Raw genomic sequence first — 16,270 nt, forward strand, 5'->3', positions numbered from 1 at the left:
AGTTGTTGAAAACAGAGAGAAGCATTCGCGGCGAAGGCATTCGTATCAGAAATCACTTGGAGAATATCTGATAGCTACGATGATCACGTATTTTTATCTTCATCAATGCGGTAAACAATGGTAAAACTGTCGGCGATCCCTCTTGCTCACAAATATTTTTTCTTCACGCAGTAAGCCACCAGCTGCACCCGGTCCCGAAACCCATGGCGGGTCAGCATCCGGGAGATGTAGTTGCGCAGGGTACCATAGGAAATATAGAGCTGCCTGGCGATGGATTCGCTGTCATAGCCCTCCAGCAGCAGGCGCAAAATGTTCAGTTCCATATCGGAGAATTCTGGATTTTTTCCCTGCAGGGATTCAGTGGGTGGCAAAGAAGGGTCGCCTGAAGATGAAAGATCATCGGTGTCGCCCATCCTGGTTGCTGTCGAAGGTTCGCCCCCGGTGTCGGCGTCAACCAGTCGTGTAAAAGCGCTTTCGTCCAGCACTTTGAAGCCTTTCATGCAGTTTTCCATAGCAGAAAAAAGATCATTGCCTGAGGTGGTTTTCAGCACGTAGCCATCAATGCCGGCTTTTAATGCCGGCAGCATGGTTTCTTCATCATCAAAGGTGGTGAGCACCAGCACCCGGATTTCCGGGTGCTCTTTTTTGATGCACCGGGTGGCGACGGCACCGTCCATCAGGGGCATTTGCAGGTCCATCAGTATCAGGTCCGGCACCAGTGAACGGCACAGTGCAACAGCTTCTTCGCCGTTGCAGGCATTCCCCACCACCTGAAACCGGGAATCCCGCTGTAGGTTTTCCTGAAGCATTTCCCGAAAAAGGGTCTGGTCATCAACGATCACAACGCGAATCATGTGCATGGCTCCTCTCGTCTTCAAAAGCGGCCTGCCGACCAACGGCAGTCTGGTGATCGGGTGAAGGGGATGGTGATGCTGTTGGTGCTGATTCCAGCGGCAGGGTCACTTTGACGGTAAAGCCCTGGGCAGATGGCTTCAGAATCAGCTGGCCCTTGAGCTGGTGGATGCGGCGGCGCATGCCGCTGATTCCCATCCCCTCCTCCAGGGGAGTTGTGCTGTGGCCGTCATCCTGAATCATGAAATGCAGGAATTTGCCTGTTTGTTCACAGGTCACTTCCAGCTGGTGAGCAGCGCCGTGACAGACGGCGTTGATGAAGGCCTCCCGGCAGACTTCTGTCAACGCGTGGCAAATGGGTGCGGGGAGAAGCTCTGGAAGTTGGGAAAGATGAACGTTGATGCCAATCTCCCGATAGATGGCAGCCAGGGTGGTCAATTCCTGACAAAAGTGCTGGGGCATGGGTGTGTTCAGGGTTTCTTCATCAAAGGTAAGGAGCATTTCCAGGGCTTTTTCCATCCGCCGGGTTCCCTTGTCCAGGTCATGGGGCATCTCCTGCAAGGCTGTATCGGCGGCGGCGGCCACAAAACCAATGCATTGGCCCAGACGATCATGAATCTGTTGGACCATCATCTGTCGTTCCTGATTTCGGGCAATGTCAAAGCGGCGATTCATCAAGTCCTTCAGAATCCGGTTACTGTGAGACAGCTCTTCATTCAGCTGTTCCAGTTGGTGGGCGCGGCTGACAAAGCTGCGCAGATCCTGGATTACGTGTACGTGGCTGGAACTTGAGAAACTTGCCAGCGGTTGTGTGTGGACATGAAAACTGCCGGAAGGCTGTGTTGTCAGCCGGTCGAGAAACAAAGGCCAGTGGTCGTCGGAAGAAGTGGTATGAAGCTGGCGGGCCAGTTTTTCAAAAGCAGGGTTTACCATGACAACTCGATCACGGGAGTCGGTGACGGCCACAGGTTGATAGAGGCGGTCAATCAACTGACGCAGGGCCAGTGGTGTGAAGTGCTGTTTGATGTAAGGCGCCAGGGACAGCAGAAAAAGGCCGGCCTCAAAACCGGCACTCACCAGCCCTGTAAGGGCAGCAGCCTGCAGGGTGATGACGCCGGAGTTGATCACCGTCGGATGACGCAGCCAGGTCAGGAGAGCATAGAGGGCGCCGGGAACAATCATGAGGGCTCCCCACCAGAGGGTTTGGGCATACACTGGCGCAGCCGCCTGGGGGGATGTTTTCATCCAGAAGAGATAATAAGCATACAGGAATAGAATTCCCAACGCCAGGAAGGTGCTGATCTGAGGCAATATGGTGGCGGGGGCCAGCGGTGTGGCAGGCATGGAAAACCGGTGTTGCAGCATTTCCAGTAAAAAGAAAAGATGAAGCACAGAGAAGCCGATTCGCAGCAACATGCCGGGCCAAAAAGGCGTTGCGGCTGAAAAAAGCTTATGAAAGAAAACGACGCCGATGAAGGAGGCCAAACAGGTGAGGGTGAGCATTGGAATCAGCCAGATCATGAATCTTCACCGGCTTTCAGGGGCAGTGAGAGGGTGGTTCGCTGCACATCACTGCCGCCGCTGCGGGTAAGCGTGCCATCCATCAGCCAGAATAAATCCGGTAATAGCAGGTTGCTTTCTGAAGCGTGGGAACGGGGAGCCGTATCCATTAACAGCAAAGAAAGGTGCTGGGGGGTGGCAGTCAATTGCAGCATGATGGGAATGGGTGCGATGTCGTCTTGAGATGAAGGATGCAGCTCTAAAACGAGGGCCTGTAAGCATGCAAAAAGGCAGCGATAAAGGCATTCGGCCTGTCGCAGCGGCATGGATCGGCTACCGGTGGGGATCAGGTCAATGGCAAGCCCCAGGGGGAGATAAGCCTGACATAACGCCTGCATCAGGGCTGCCAGGTGACGCAGGGGAAACAGACTGGATTTGACGCGGTAAAGGTATAGCCGCAGCAGTTGATGGCAATGAATCGCTTGCAAGCGCACCTGAATTACCTGCCGGTGAAAAGCCCCAGGTGATTTGGTGTTGAGAGAGGCGGCAACGGCTTCGTGCAGGTCGGTGAGCTCGTGCCGCAGCAACTGGTTCATTTCTTGCAGAAAAAAACGCCGCTCCTGCCGGGCAGCCTGGTCGGCTGTGCCGGCAAGACTGGCTTTCAACAGCTGGTTCACCTGTTCCAGATTTCGGGTTTTCTCATGAAGCTGCTGAATCTGAAGGTTGGGAAGGGTGATGTTTTCCAACGCCAGCACAAAGCCGGGGCCTGCCGGCTGCACACGCAGGGAATAGGCGGCGGTTGGATCAAGGGGCGTCAGACCTGTTTTTTCCCAAAGTCCTTCGGCGGTGAAGGTGGATTCCGGTTGCAGGGAAAGGGATTTCAATTGTTTCGGGTTGAGGCGGGACGCTGCCTGAAAATGTGCTTCATAATAGGTGTTGTAATGAATGGGGCGACCGCTGAAGTCGGTCACCACCGCTGCCAGGGGGAAGGTTTGAATGATGTTATTCAGGTTTTTTTCGCGATAAAGAGCAGTCTTTTTCAGCAGCAGGGGCACCAGCACAAGAATCATCAGGGTGACTGCCGCCAGCAGCGGGTCAGTCAGGGGAGAGGCGGGTTCACGCAGTGGCAGTGTCCAAAGAGATACCAGGAACCAGCTGCAGGGAAAAAACCACCAGAACAAAGGAAACAAAAGGCGTTGTCTCACATGCCGGCGGGAAATAAGGCGCCAGCCCTGAAAACAGTGATAGAACAGCGGCAATGTCCAGAGGGTGTCGATCCATGGCCGCAGGGGATAGGCGATTAAAGTGGGATGCACCAGCTGTATCAGGCGGAAAAAGAGCCAGAAGCCCAGCAGGAATGACAGAAAGAAAAAAGTATCAAACAGAACCCCCCGCTGCAAACGAAAGAGAACCACAGTGGCAGTCACCGTGACAAGGATCAGGAGAGTCACAAGCCATAGGCTTTTCAGGAAGAGTAGATCCGGCAACAGGTGAACAGATTCGCTGTGCATACGGTTACCCCCTTTTTATTCATCATACCAGAAAAATGAAAAAACATTCAATCTTTCATTGACAGAGCATAAAGTCAACACCAGCCCGTTGCAATGGCTACAGATCACAGGGATCTGCCGGGGAAATGAAGTGACAACATTGATGACATTCTGTGTGACAGATTCGATGACAGCTGTGAATCGACAGGCTTGAAACCCGCAGTCTATACTGAAAGTGATTCAGAGACAGGCCCAGATTGAGAGGAGGGATATCATGTTGCAAGAGGGAGAACAAGAGAGAGGCAAATGGACCACCAATTTGCTGGTGGAGGGAAACCGAATGCTGGGAGAGTTGGTCATCACCGATGCACACATCTATTTCAAAAGCCAGTATCTTATTTCTCTGGAATCAGTGGTGCGCATGGGGGCTTTCAAACAATATGGGAATGATGCGGAACAGATGCTGTGCATTCCCCGAAAGAGCGTGAGCCGTATTACGGCAGAAGAGAAGATGCTGAAAAAGAAAATTCTACTGGAAACGACTGCGGGTAATCTGGTAATTGATAACGGCATGATGTCGGTGAAAGCCATGATGCAAGCACTGGAACCCGAAGGACTCTCTGTGGAAAGAAGATAAGGAGTGAGAGGTATGAGAATGACAGACCTGCTGGTTCCACTGTTGTTTCTCTTCGGCTTCGGCTTCATGGCCTGGCGGTTGATGAAAGGCAAAAAAGACAGGGATCAGCAGCTGACGCAACTGGCAGCCGCCAGGGGGTGGCACTTTTACCCTGGAAAAGGAGGCGGTGTGGTGGATCATCAACATCCCGAAGAGCGCAACAGGCTTTTCACGCTGGAAGGTGTCACAGCCGCAGGGACTTCGTGGCGTCTTGAGTCAAGGGGAAAAATGGAGCTAAAAGGGCAGCGGACACTGCCGGCTTATACGCGGCTGGTGCTGGAACAGTTCAGTGAGGTTCCGGTGATGATGATTCCAGACCCGGGAAGTGAGTTGCCGGCAGGCATGATGAGCCGTCTGCTGGAAAACTACGGCGTACACCCGGAAGAGGGGGTTCTGAAACCGGCTGCATGGCCAAAGGGAATGGAGCCGCGGTACAGGCTGTATGCAAAGGCGCCGGAAAGACTGGCCCCTTTACTGGAAATTGTCGCACAGGCCTTGCCAGTCTGGGCTGGGAAACTGCCGGCAGCCCGGCAGCCAGTATTTCTGGGTGGTGATGAAACCGGCCTTTTTCTCAACTGGGGCATCGAAAAGCCGGAAGATGTGGCGGCGCTGGTGACATTGGCGGAAAACTGGTCGGAAGTGCTGGCCAGGCTGACAGCATCAGATGAGGCACCGGCTGGGGCTGAAGATGAAGGCAACAAAAATAAGGCCATGCACGGTGTATAACTGCTGGGTGTGTAAGTGCCGGGCGTGTAAGTGTTGAAAGAGGGGAACAGCCATGTTGAAACAGCTATATCAAAAAAGCCTGCATAACCTTCCGAGAACGGCAGCGTTGAGGGTTTTTAGGTTAAAAGTGTTGGCGTTGACGCTGGTGATGATGGTGCTTCTTGCTGCCCCAGTTCCCGCAGAAGCCTGGGGCTACGCAGAGTACAATGGGTTGGTTCATCGCAGCGGCCGGGTGATTCCTCTGCCTGACGGATACGTGTTGGAGGCAGACCCGGACGGGCCGACACTGGAAAATGACCCCCGGGAAGGATTTCAGGAGGGCTTGATTCCCGTGAGGGAAACAGATTCAGGGCTTTATGGATACATGAATATGGAAGGTGAAATCGTCATTGCACCCCAGTTCACCCTGGCTCAGCCTTTTTCGGAAGGCCTGGCAGCAGTGGCGCTGGACGAATGGTTTCAGCAATGGGGGTGGATCAACCCCCAGGGAAAAATGGTGATCGAACCCATCTACGACGCAGGTGGGTCATTCAGGGAAGGAGCTGCCTGGGCCTCGGTGTACCTGGGTGAAACCTTGGCGGAAGACCCGGCCTATGGTTTTCTTCGCCCAGACGGCAGTCTGCTCACCCATTTCAAATACTACCTGGCTGGTGATTTTCGGGAAGGCATGGCACCGGTATGTGAACTGCTGCAGTGGGGTTTCGTGAATCTTGAAGGTGAAGAAATCGTACCGCCTCAGTATGACTGGGTATCCTCCTTTGTGGAAGGGGTAGCCGTGGTCAGGCTCTATGACAGTCACGGATTGGTGAACCGGCAGGGTGACCTGTTGTGGCTGAAAGACTACGATACCCTTTCCGATTTTTATGAAGGTTATGGGGTCGCTTCCCGGGGCGAAGACCACTGCATCGTCACCCTGGATGGCAGGGAAATTCCCCTGGAACCCCCCATACAAGGTCTTCTCTACTTCAATGCCGACCGGGGAGAAGGCTTTCGCTATGGGATGCTGCCGGTGATCGCCGCCGACGGCACCCAGGGATACGCCGATCTTTCGGGAAGGTTGGTCATTAGCGGACCCTACGAACAGGTCTTTGGTTTTCGGAACGGTCTGAGCGGGGTGATGATGTTCACCGACGAAACCAGTCAAATTAACCATGAGCAATTTCAGCAGGTTGTTGGATTTATTGATCTGGAAGGAGCGATGGTCATTGATCCGGTTTTTCCCATGGCGGGCAGCTACAACGAAGGGCTGTGCCCGGTGATGAACACTGAAAGGCGCTGGGGGGCCATTAATATGTGGGGCCAGTGGGTCATCGATCCGGTGTTTCTGGAAATGGGAGCCTTTGTCAGCGACTACGCACCAGTGGTGCTGCCACCGGACTGGGTGGCAGCAGCTTCGGTGACGGTAACGCCAGACACGACAAATAGATCTGATGAAGAAAATGAGAAAAACGAAGGGAATGATGTCGATATAGGAAATGAAACAGCGAACAATCACTCATTAACAAAACAATCTGGACTTGTGGGCTGGCTGATCCCTGGTCTTGTGCTGATGGTACTGGTAACGGGAACGGGGATGTGGCTGAAAAGAAAGTCGTAACATGATTTTTCATCAGATGCCATCAATTTCCATCGGATGCAGACAGGGATACCCTGTCCCATTGCGTCAGTGTATGGAATGCGCGCAGGACAGATGTGTCAATGCCGGTGAGGTACCATGTTCCAACGCGCGGTAGTCGTGGTAGTCTATACGGAAGTGGATGATTGTTGGATGGTGAATGGTTTTGGATCATGTAACGCTTTGAATCAGGTAACGCTCAAGATAAAGGAGGATGAGATGCGTACAGTCACATATCAATCAGGAAAAACACTGCTGATTCTGATTTTGGTAATGCTGGTGGCGGCCGCTGGCTGCGGCGCAAAAGCGGAAGTGGAAACAGGAGCGGAAACGGAAGCAAAAGCGGAAGAGAAGGATCAAACCATTGATTTTTCAGGTGAATGGACAGGGACCCAATTGCTGGCAGAAATCAGCGGGGCAGATGCCGAGGCATACAAGGAGATGGAAGGGTTAACGCTGGACAGCCGCTTGATTCTTTCCCTTTCCGACGACAGTGAAGGTGCGGCAGAATTGTATTTTGTCGATGACCTTGCCGGCCCTGAACTGAATGCGGCTGTGGTCGACAAGAGTCTCATATTGACCGGAACCCTTTGGGGAGACCCCTTTGAGTGGACCGGCACTTTTGAATATGACGAAGCGGAAGCAGGGTGGACCCTGACCGGCGGGGGAGACATTACAGGCACGGCAGAAGATGTGGTTTTTCACATTGTTCTGAGTCTGAACCAGGCTTCTTCTGATGAACCCGGGAGTCAACCCGCTGCAACGGGTGATCAACCTGCTGCGGCCTCTGAATCAGGCAGTCAGGCCGTCAGTGCCGATGCCCCCCTTGAAGAGCTGTTAATTGGATCATGGATGAAGGAACCTTCCAATGTAATGGTGGAAAGAAGTGTGCTGACATTCGAGAAAGACGGATCTGCCATGACTTATTATGCCACACCGGGTGCCGGTGACAGCGAAGAAACCTGGCACACGGGATCCTGGAAAAAGGATGAGCCCATAGGCGGCACCTGGAAAACGGCCGGGAACATGCTGACAGCTGAGTTTGAAAATGAATCAAGTTCCTTTGAAACAGAGGTGCGTGTCGTTGATGCCAACACCATTGTCATCGAAGTCTTCTATACCCGATCAGAGTATGTCAGGCTGCCTTAAGATGCCAAGCGGCCTAAAGGTGCCCGCCTATCTTTGAAAAAGCGGGCATGGGTGCGTGAAAAAAACAGTTGAGGTCACACGACCTTATGAATGGGTCGTGATAGAAGGAAGCGTAGCGAATATGAGAAGGGATCAGGAAAGGGAGGTTGAGACAAATGAAACAAATGAAATGGTGGAATGACGTTTTAATGAGTCGCAGAGGCAGGGGAATGCTGATTTTGATGCTGGGATTGGTGCTCATGCTTACTGCCTGCGGTGGTTCTGGGGGTAACGAAGCCCAGGCGCCGGAACCGCCGGCCCAGGCTGAATCGGTGGCGGATGTGGACGGTCCGGGCAGCGAACTCTTCGGGCCGCCCATTGAAGGAGAGCGTTATGAGACTGAAAAAGTGTCCATGGTGATCCCTGATGGCTGGAATGTGATGGACATCAGTGGCGGGCTTCAGGCTTACCAGGGGAATAATGCGGTGGAAGTGTGGGTAAGGGGCAGTGGGTTAAGTGACGGCGATGCAGAGAAGGCCATGGAGGGTCTGGCTGCCGACTACGATGGTTCACCTGTTGAAACCTTCGAACACTGGGGACTTACCTTCTACTCCACCGTTTTTGAAATGTACGGCAGCCAACAGTTTAAAATGAGTGCGGTGAAAGATGGTGAGCGAATTGAGATTGGATTGGCCATGCACAGCAGTGCCGATGAAGCTACAGAAGACCTGATGTTTGGCATGCTGGACACCATTGAACTGAAATAGCGGGGAGTTTTGATGGAAAGGAGAAAATCCATGCATGAAAATAAGCAACCTCAATGTCAAATCTTCAGATGTTTGTTGGGTGTCCTGCTGGTGATCACCCTGACGGTTTCTTCTGTGGGAGCGACAACAGTGGCCTTCACCATGGGAGAAGCCGGCTATACGGTGGATGGTATCTGGCAGGCTTCAGATGCGGTGCCCTATATTCAGCAGGGCCGCACCATGGTGCCGGTACGGTTTGTGGCAGAAGCCCTGGGAGCAGATGTTCATTGGGACGCCAATGCCCGCCGGGTGACAGTGGACAAGGGTTCAGACCAGATTGTGCTGGAGATTGGCTCCCGAAACTTGATGAAGAACGATGAGCTGTTCATGGTCATGGATACCGAAACGGTGATTGTTCCGCCTGGACGTACCATGATTCCTGTTTCACGGCTGGCGGCTGCTTTGGATATTCCCTACCAGTGGGATGCTGCCGGCGGAAGAGCCCTTTTCATGCCTGGGGCATCGGTGAATCAACCAGCACTGGAGGCAGTCAAGGTCTTCGACACGCCGGGGGTATATGGCCCGGAAACTGGAATAGAAGCCATTGAAGGAAACGTGGTGGTGGCTTCGACGGGAGTCACCCTGCAAAACTATGAAATCACGGGAGAACTGGTGATTGATGAACGGGTCGGTGATGGAACGGTGACGCTGAACCAGCTTAGGGTATGGGGCAGCACCCATATTCATGGCGGTGGTGCGGAGAGTATTCATATCAATGGCGGCCAGTACTGGCAGGTATATGTGAAGACGGGCAACGGTGAAGCAGTGCGCATTGTGGCAGTGGATGCTCATGGGCTGGAAATCATTCTCGCGGAAGATGCTGCCGGCCAGGAGCTGATTCTTGAAGGATCCTTTGACCTGTTGATGGTGGAGGCAGCTGGCGTCATCATCACCACTGCTGGTGACACCAGCATCAGTGACATTGTGGTCACTGCCTCTGCGGCAGAAGGGTCGCTGACCTTATCGCCGCAGACCCGGGTGGAAAAACTGATGGTGAACAACGACACGCTGACCATGACAGCAACGGGTAACATTGGCACCGTTGAAGGAACGGGTAAAGAAGCGGTTGAGCAGCAGCGAAACCAGACAACCGCGCCAACCACTGCGGCTCCGGCTGTCGGCGGTGGTGGCGGTGGCGGCGGTACTGGACAGGTTGAAACCATTGCAGTAAGTGGCGTTCAGGTATCTCCGAACACTCTGTCGCTGGTGGCTGGGGGAGTGTCGGGCACATTAACTGCCACTGTGGCGCCTGCCAACGCCAGCAACAAAGGTGTGCTTTGGTCCACCAGTGACGCTGGTGTGGCAACGGTGGCCAATGGAGTGGTGACACCTGTAGCACCGGGAAGTGCCGCCATCACGGCCACTGCATCGGGAGACGGAACCAAAAAAGCGGTGTGCAACGTGACGGTGGCACCTGCACCAACAGTGGGAATGACGGTGGATGCTGCTACCGTGCCGATTTTTCCTGTGGGAGACACCCGGGAGTTTGAGCTCAGTATGGTGGGAAATGATGATACGGGGAAAGCGACATACGCCATGTTCACCATGCCCCTTGGCAGTATGCTGGAATTCAAGCACAGCAGTGGCGACTGGATCCAAATTCTGCAGCGGTTTCCCGCTTCGGGCAGCTTTCCTGTCGCCAACGATACCACCCTTTTTCGGGCTTCTTTTCAGCAGGCGGGCAACCATGATATTGAAGTGACTTTCTATGATGCCCAGTCAACGGAAGTCATGGCAAGTACCACCATACCGGCGGAGGTCAGGCCGGGTTACCAGGTGTTTTATGATGGCAACGGCAACACTGCGGGAACGCCTCCTGTGGATCAAGGCAAATACTATGAGGGGGAAACAGTGCGGTTGCGCTGGAATGCGGTTACCGAGCCTGAAAGAATGAAAAAAGTGGATGGCGGTGTCACCTATTCCTTTTCAGGGTGGAACCGGGCGGCAGATGGCAGCGGAGAAGCCTGGCTGACAGGGCCGGCTTACCACTATATGACCATGGGGAACAGTGATGTGACATTGTATGCCGTTTGGAAAAGCTTTCGAAGCCCCCGCTATTACGGCACTGAGCCGGGCCAGAGCCGTCTTGAAAGCTTTGTTGAAGTGGGAACCGCTTTCACTCTGTTTGATGGTGATGGCTGGACCAAAGCAGGATTCACCCTGAAAGAATGGAACACCCAGAGCGATGGTTCAGGAACCCCGTATCAGCTGGGAGAAACCATTACCATGCCGGCGGGTGCCGGAGAATTTATCCTCCGGGCTATTTGGGAGCCGGAGTAAGCAGTCGGTGTCAAGAATCAGTAAAATGAAGAGATGGTGAATCACTCAAAAAACCGGCAGCATCAGAAGAGGTGTTCTGATGCTGCCGGTTTGCGTTTGACTGCCCATCAAATGCTGTCTTTTCAAACAATCGAGGGTTGGTTGTGAAGAAAAGTTACTGCAGGATCAATGGAAATTCATCAATATGAAAGCGGGTCAGGTGTGTCAGCGTTGGGAGTTCTGTCGAGTAATGCTTCACTGATGAGGGGTACTGCCTCATTCACCGGCCCGGCACCCATGGTGATGATCAGGTCACCGGGTTCAGCGGCGGCGGCGGCTGTTCTGGCAGCAGCCTGGTAATCAGGACAGTAGCTGGCATGGGTGCCCCTGGCAGAGACCAGATCCACCAGATCCCGGCTGTGCACCAGACCGTTATCCGGCTCCCGGGCGGCATAAATCTCGGTGACCACCACCACATCTGCCAGAGCCAGTGCCTGGGCGAAATCATGGAGCAGGGCATGGGTGCGGGTGTAGGTGTGGGGCTGAAAAATGCAAACGATGCGGTGGTGTGTGGTATCGGGGCAAAGGGGTACTGCGGCTGTCGGAGATGTCTCTGCCAGGGGTGCTTCCGCCAGCAACGTGCGGGCGGCGGCCAGTGTGGCGGTGATTTCTGCCGGGTGGTGGGCGTAGTCGTCCACCACGGTGACGCCGGCCCAGTGGCCGTGGGTTTCGAAGCGGCGGTGAATACCGGTGAACCGGGGCAGCAGTTCCTGGAGCCGGTGACTTTTCACCCCCAGCTCCAGGGCCGCTGCCAGCGCCGCCAGGGCATTATGCACATTGTGTTTGCCGGGAATTCCCAGGTGAAAGCGGCCCAGATCGGACCCATTCTTCAGCAGGTTAAAAGACCAGCAACCACCTGGCAGGGGGGCAAGGGCTGTGGCGGTGAGCTGCTGCGTGTTCCCGGGCGGTGTAAGTGGAACAGCTTCACCCGGCGGAGGATCCACCTCAATGGTGATCACCCGGCAGGGGGCTTCCTGGACCAGAAAGCGGCTGTTGGTATCATTGGCAGGCATTACCAGCAGGCCGTCGGTGGGGAGTTGGTTCACAAACTGGCGAAACACTGCCTGAATGGCCGCCAGGTCGGGGAAGTAATCCAGGTGGTCCAGGTCGATGTTCAGCACCAGTCCGATGCGGGCGGGGAACCGGAGAAAGCTGCCCTGATATTCGCAGGCCTCGGTGATCATCACCTCACCGCCGCCGGCCTTCACATTGCCGCCGATGGCGTCCAGCTCGCCCCCCACCAAAATGGTGGGATCAAGGCCGCCCCATTCCAGCAGCATGGCCAGCAGTGCCGTGGTGGTGGTTTTCCCGTGGCTGCCGGCAACAGAAATGGAGTGGGGATACTGTTTCATGAGAATGCCCAGCAGGGCTGCCCGGTCCATTTGCAGAATACCCTTTTCTCTCGCGGCTGCCCGCTCAGGGTTGTCGGCGGGAATGGCGGCAGAATACACCAACCAGTCAGGCTGCTGAAGGTTGGCGGCGTGATGTCCGGTGAAAATGCGGGCTCCTTCGTCGGCCAGACGCCGGGTGATGGGAGAATCACTCCGGTCTGAACCGGACACCTGAATGCCCTGTTTCAGCAGCAGATGAGCCAGACCGCTCATGCCGATTCCGCCGATGCCCACCAGATGCACATGGGTCACGCCTTCAAGTGTGGCAGGCAATTCATGGACTTCAGGCATTGTAGGGGAAACCGCGTTGGGGTTGGGTGAAGGCGTCAGCATGGTGTGGATCGTCCTTTCTGATTTCATCAGTTGTTTTCAGGGTCTGAATGAGTGAAGTTCACGACAAAAGCTGACAAAACGTGAATGCCAGGTTGTTTGAATGCTGGTCAGCAGGGTATATACTGTGTAAGATTTTGCCGGATTTTTTGTGGTGTTCCTCCTTATTATACACGAAGGGAACCCGGGTTGCTTCGTGATTTTTTATCTTCCGGGCCGCCCGCTTGCCGAATCCTGAAAAAACGAATAAAATGAAATAAAAAAATGGAAACGTTCATTTTTTCAGGAAGGAAGAAGTGCCATGTCCCAGTCACGATACAAGCGCAGTGAACGCATTGCCGCCATGACCAGTATTTTAACCAACCATCCCAATCGTCAGTTTGGTCTGGGAACCTTCAGTCAACAGTTGGATGCACTGAAGTCAGCCCTCAGTGAAGATTTGGGTGTGGTAAAGCGAACACTGGAATCCCTTGAAATCGGGGAGATCCATTCGGCCACGGGAGCCGGCGGAGGTATACGGTTGATTCCCCGGATGCCCCGGGAAGCACAGCGGCTTTTTTTGAAGCAACTGACTGAAGAGCTGATCAAGCCTGAACGGATTCTCACAGGGGGGTACCTCTACTATACCGATCTCATCAGCTCACCCGACATGGTACAGTCCATGGCGGAGATGCTGGCCCAACACCTTGATTTCAAAGAAGCAGACATGGTGGTTACCGTGGAGACCAAAGGGGTACCCCTGGCCTTTATGACGGCCCGGTTGGTGAACCGCCCCCTGGTGATTGTTCGACGCACCAGTCGGGTGACTGAAGGCTCCACCATCAGTGTGAACTACCGTTCCGGGTCCACAGGCACCATCCAGCAGATGGTCCTTTCCAGGCGGGCCATTCCTGCCGGCTCCCGGGTGGTGATGATTGATGATTTCATGCGGGGCGGCGGTACCGCCAGAGGCATGCATGACTTAATGAAAGAATTCGACGCCCGTGTGGTGGGCAGCGGGGTGCTCATGGCCACCCGTGAACCCCGTCAGAAACGCAGCGGCCCCTGCACACCCCTGTTGTATCTGGAATCTGTGAATGAAGAAACGGGTGAAGTCTTGATTTCTCCCAATGAAGCGATTTGGAAAGAATAACACCAAGCAACACATACCAACCACGGTGGCAGCTGGTGTGAATCAGTTGTCACAACTCAGATTTTAAAAGCAAGCGGCGTACTGATCTCCCCCGCTGCACCGGGAAGGTGTTCGCTGCAAGCCTTTAAAATAGCCGTTTCCTGAAAGAAGTGCAACAATCCTTCCACCAGGAGCATCGGCATATGCACTTGCTGGATAGACACTGGAAAGAAGACTGCGGGAAGGTGGTGAAGGACAGATGCAAGTAACCGACGTACGCATTCGAAAAGTAGCAGCGGAAGGTAAAATGAAAGCCATCGTTTCTGTAACCTTCGACGATGAATTTGTGGTGCATGATATTAAAATCATCGAAGGGCAGAACGGGCTATTCATCGCCATGCCAAGCCGCAAAATGGGAGAGGGTGATTTCCGCGATATTGCCCACCCCATCAATTCATCAACGCGGAACAAGATTCAGGATGCGATTTTTGTCAAGTATGAGCAGATGAACGATGAGGAAGAAGCTGCGTCAGCAGGGGAGGAAGAAGCAGCGTCAACAGGGGAGGGAGAGTCCGGCCAGATGGGAGATGACCCTGGTTTTTAGCCGGCAGGGTTGATCCCCGGCAGGAAACAGACAGAAAAAGGCCTGAATCAGGCAATGGTGCAGCATGGACGGCTTTTTCAGGAAAAGCGCGTTCCGAAAGCCGGTAATTTGATGAAAACATAAAACACCGCAGAAACGGAACAAATTTCCGGGTTCTGCGGTTTTCTTTTGCTGTTTTCAGGTTTTTAACGGTTATTTCGGTAAATAGTCCTTCCTTCCTGGGAAAAAATCAGGTAAACTAAGAAGGGGTGATTCCATCTCCCTTAAAGAGCATGATGTGACGATTCAGCAGCCGAGGTGGAACCACCTCGGCAAAAAGCGTTTGAAGAGGTGACTGAATGAAAAAACAAGCCATCATCCTGGCAGCCGGCGAAGGCACCCGGATGAAGTCAGCCCTGCCCAAGGTACTGCATCAGGCAGTCGGAAAGCCGCTGGTGCTCCACGTGCTGGAAGGGGCAAAGCAATCAGGGGCAGATCATCTGATTGCGGTGGTGGGCCACGGAGCGGACGAAGTGAAGGCGGTACTTCCTCCCGGCTCAGCCAGTGTGCTCCAGGAACAGCAGTTGGGAACAGGCCATGCCGTTCAAATGGCAGCCCACCTGATTAATCCCGATGCGCTGGTGCTGGTGCTGTGTGGCGATGCCCCCCTGCTTCGGCCTGAAACCCTGGAGGCCCTGGCCCGGGAACATCAACACAATCAGAATGCAGCCACGGTACTTTCTGCCCGGCTGTCACAACCCTTCGGGTATGGGCGTATTCTCCGGAATGACCGGCAGGAGCTGCTGGGCATCGTGGAAGAGAAAGACGCCGATCCTGAAGAGAAAAAAATTGATGAAATCAACTCAGGCACCTACTGTTTCAGTGGAAAAGCACTGCTGCAGGTGCTTCCCCGGCTTTCCAATGCCAACCGGCAACAGGAATACTACCTGACAGATACATTGGCACTGTTGCGTGAATCGGGGCAGCGGGTAGGGGTTCACTGTCTGACAGACCCGGAGGAAATCATGGCAGTCAACTCCAGAAGCCAGCTGGCCCAGGTGGAAGGTATTTTCAGGCGGCGCATTAATGAAGCCCACATGGCTGCAGGCGTAACCCTGATTCATCCTGAAAACACCTACATAGGCCCGGAAGTCATCATCGGCCGGGATACCCTCATTGAACCCGGTGTAATGCTGGAGGGCAACACCACCATCGGCGAAGCCTGTATCATCGGCCAAAACAGTCGATTAACCGACGTGACCCTGGGAAATCGTGTGCAGATTACCCATTCCACCCTGTGTCAGGCATTTGTGGATGATGACACCACTGTCGGCCCTTACGCCTATCTGCGCCCGGAAACCCACGTGGGGAAACGGGTGCGTATCGGCGATTTTGTTGAGGTCAAAAAATCAGTGATCGGCGATGATTCCCGGGCCGCTCATCTGGCTTATATCGGCGATGCCGACGTGGGCCGTAATGTGAACATTGGCTGTGGGGTTGTCTTTGTGAATTATGACGGCAAGAAAAAATCCCGGACCATCGTGGAGGACGATGCCTTCATCGGCAGCAACTCCAATCTGGTGGCCCCGGTGGTGGTGGAAAAAGGGGGCTATGTGGCCGCCGGTTCCACCATCAACCAAAACGTGCCCGCAGACGCCCTGGCCATTGCCCGGCAACGTCAGCGAAACATTCAGGGCTGGAACAAGCGCTCCTGATCCCAAACATCCCTAAGGAGGAATTGTG

General features: G+C 54.1%; 13 protein-coding genes. 9 read left to right on the forward strand and 4 right to left on the reverse strand.

The window, feature by feature from the left end; all coding sequences use genetic code 11:
- Positions 1 to 146: 146 nt before the first annotated feature.
- The 3 genes from QOL74_RS07155 to QOL74_RS07165 are packed head-to-tail and all read right to left on the reverse strand — an operon-like array spanning position 147 to position 3,863.
- Positions 147 to 854: a response regulator transcription factor gene (locus tag QOL74_RS07155; RefSeq protein WP_283408767.1), complete on the reverse strand. Its 708-nt coding sequence runs from the start codon at positions 852 to 854 to the stop codon at positions 147 to 149.
- Complete coding sequence (locus tag QOL74_RS07160) at positions 832 to 2,373, reverse strand: sensor histidine kinase (protein WP_283408768.1); 1,542 nt, start codon at positions 2,371 to 2,373, stop codon at positions 832 to 834. Before QOL74_RS07160 ends, QOL74_RS07155 begins: the two co-directional genes overlap by 23 nt.
- Positions 2,370 to 3,863 carry a hypothetical protein gene (locus tag QOL74_RS07165; RefSeq protein WP_283408769.1) on the reverse strand — a complete coding sequence of 498 codons (1,494 nt, stop codon included), beginning with the start codon at positions 3,861 to 3,863 and terminating at the stop codon, positions 2,370 to 2,372. Before QOL74_RS07165 ends, QOL74_RS07160 begins: the two co-directional genes overlap by 4 nt.
- Before the next feature lie 253 nt (positions 3,864 to 4,116).
- On the opposite strand from QOL74_RS07165, the gene QOL74_RS07170 reads away from it, so the two are divergent.
- The 6 genes from QOL74_RS07170 to QOL74_RS07195 all read left to right on the forward strand — a co-directional run bounded on the left by QOL74_RS07170 (position 4,117) and on the right by QOL74_RS07195 (position 11,073).
- Complete coding sequence (locus tag QOL74_RS07170) at positions 4,117 to 4,479, forward strand: hypothetical protein (RefSeq protein ID WP_283408770.1); 363 nt, start codon at positions 4,117 to 4,119, stop codon at positions 4,477 to 4,479.
- Between the two features lie 12 nt (positions 4,480 to 4,491).
- Positions 4,492 to 5,244 (forward strand): hypothetical protein, encoded by a 753-nt coding sequence (locus QOL74_RS07175; protein ID WP_283408771.1) that lies wholly within the window; start codon positions 4,492 to 4,494, stop codon positions 5,242 to 5,244.
- A gap of 52 nt (positions 5,245 to 5,296) precedes the next feature.
- The gene (locus tag QOL74_RS07180) at positions 5,297 to 6,841 is read left to right on the forward strand and encodes a WG repeat-containing protein (RefSeq protein ID WP_283408772.1); all 1,545 of its coding nucleotides are present in this window, start codon (positions 5,297 to 5,299) and stop codon (positions 6,839 to 6,841) included.
- 237 nt (positions 6,842 to 7,078) lie between these two features.
- Positions 7,079 to 8,008 carry a hypothetical protein gene (locus tag QOL74_RS07185; protein WP_283408773.1) on the forward strand — a complete coding sequence of 310 codons (930 nt, stop codon included), beginning with the start codon at positions 7,079 to 7,081 and terminating at the stop codon, positions 8,006 to 8,008.
- A gap of 155 nt (positions 8,009 to 8,163) precedes the next feature.
- On the forward strand, positions 8,164 to 8,754 hold the full coding sequence (locus tag QOL74_RS07190; RefSeq protein WP_283408774.1) for a hypothetical protein: 591 nt from the start codon (positions 8,164 to 8,166) through the stop codon (positions 8,752 to 8,754).
- Positions 8,755 to 8,784: 30 nt separating this feature from the next.
- Positions 8,785 to 11,073 (forward strand): stalk domain-containing protein, encoded by a 2,289-nt coding sequence (locus QOL74_RS07195; protein ID WP_283408775.1) that lies wholly within the window; start codon positions 8,785 to 8,787, stop codon positions 11,071 to 11,073.
- Positions 11,074 to 11,252: 179 nt separating this feature from the next.
- Here QOL74_RS07195 and murC read toward each other — a convergent pair whose 3' ends face one another.
- Positions 11,253 to 12,836, reverse strand: a complete 1,584-nt coding sequence (gene murC, locus QOL74_RS07200; protein WP_283408776.1) for a UDP-N-acetylmuramate--L-alanine ligase — start codon at positions 12,834 to 12,836, stop codon at positions 11,253 to 11,255.
- 298 nt (positions 12,837 to 13,134) lie between these two features.
- Between murC and purR the strand changes: the two genes are divergently transcribed.
- The 3 genes from purR to glmU all read left to right on the forward strand — a co-directional run bounded on the left by purR (position 13,135) and on the right by glmU (position 16,242).
- Positions 13,135 to 13,965: a pur operon repressor gene (gene purR / locus QOL74_RS07205; RefSeq protein WP_283408777.1), complete on the forward strand. Its 831-nt coding sequence runs from the start codon at positions 13,135 to 13,137 to the stop codon at positions 13,963 to 13,965.
- Between the two features lie 238 nt (positions 13,966 to 14,203).
- Positions 14,204 to 14,548 (forward strand): septation regulator SpoVG, encoded by a 345-nt coding sequence (gene spoVG, locus QOL74_RS07210; protein ID WP_283408778.1) that lies wholly within the window; start codon positions 14,204 to 14,206, stop codon positions 14,546 to 14,548.
- Between the two features lie 338 nt (positions 14,549 to 14,886).
- On the forward strand, positions 14,887 to 16,242 hold the full coding sequence (gene glmU / locus QOL74_RS07215; protein ID WP_283408779.1) for a bifunctional UDP-N-acetylglucosamine diphosphorylase/glucosamine-1-phosphate N-acetyltransferase GlmU: 1,356 nt from the start codon (positions 14,887 to 14,889) through the stop codon (positions 16,240 to 16,242).
- Positions 16,243 to 16,270: the final 28 nt, after the last annotated feature.

The sequence above is a fragment of the Anoxynatronum buryatiense genome (assembly GCF_900182905.1).
GTDB classification, from domain to species: domain Bacteria; phylum Bacillota; class Clostridia; order Peptostreptococcales; family Tindalliaceae; genus Anoxynatronum; species Anoxynatronum buryatiense.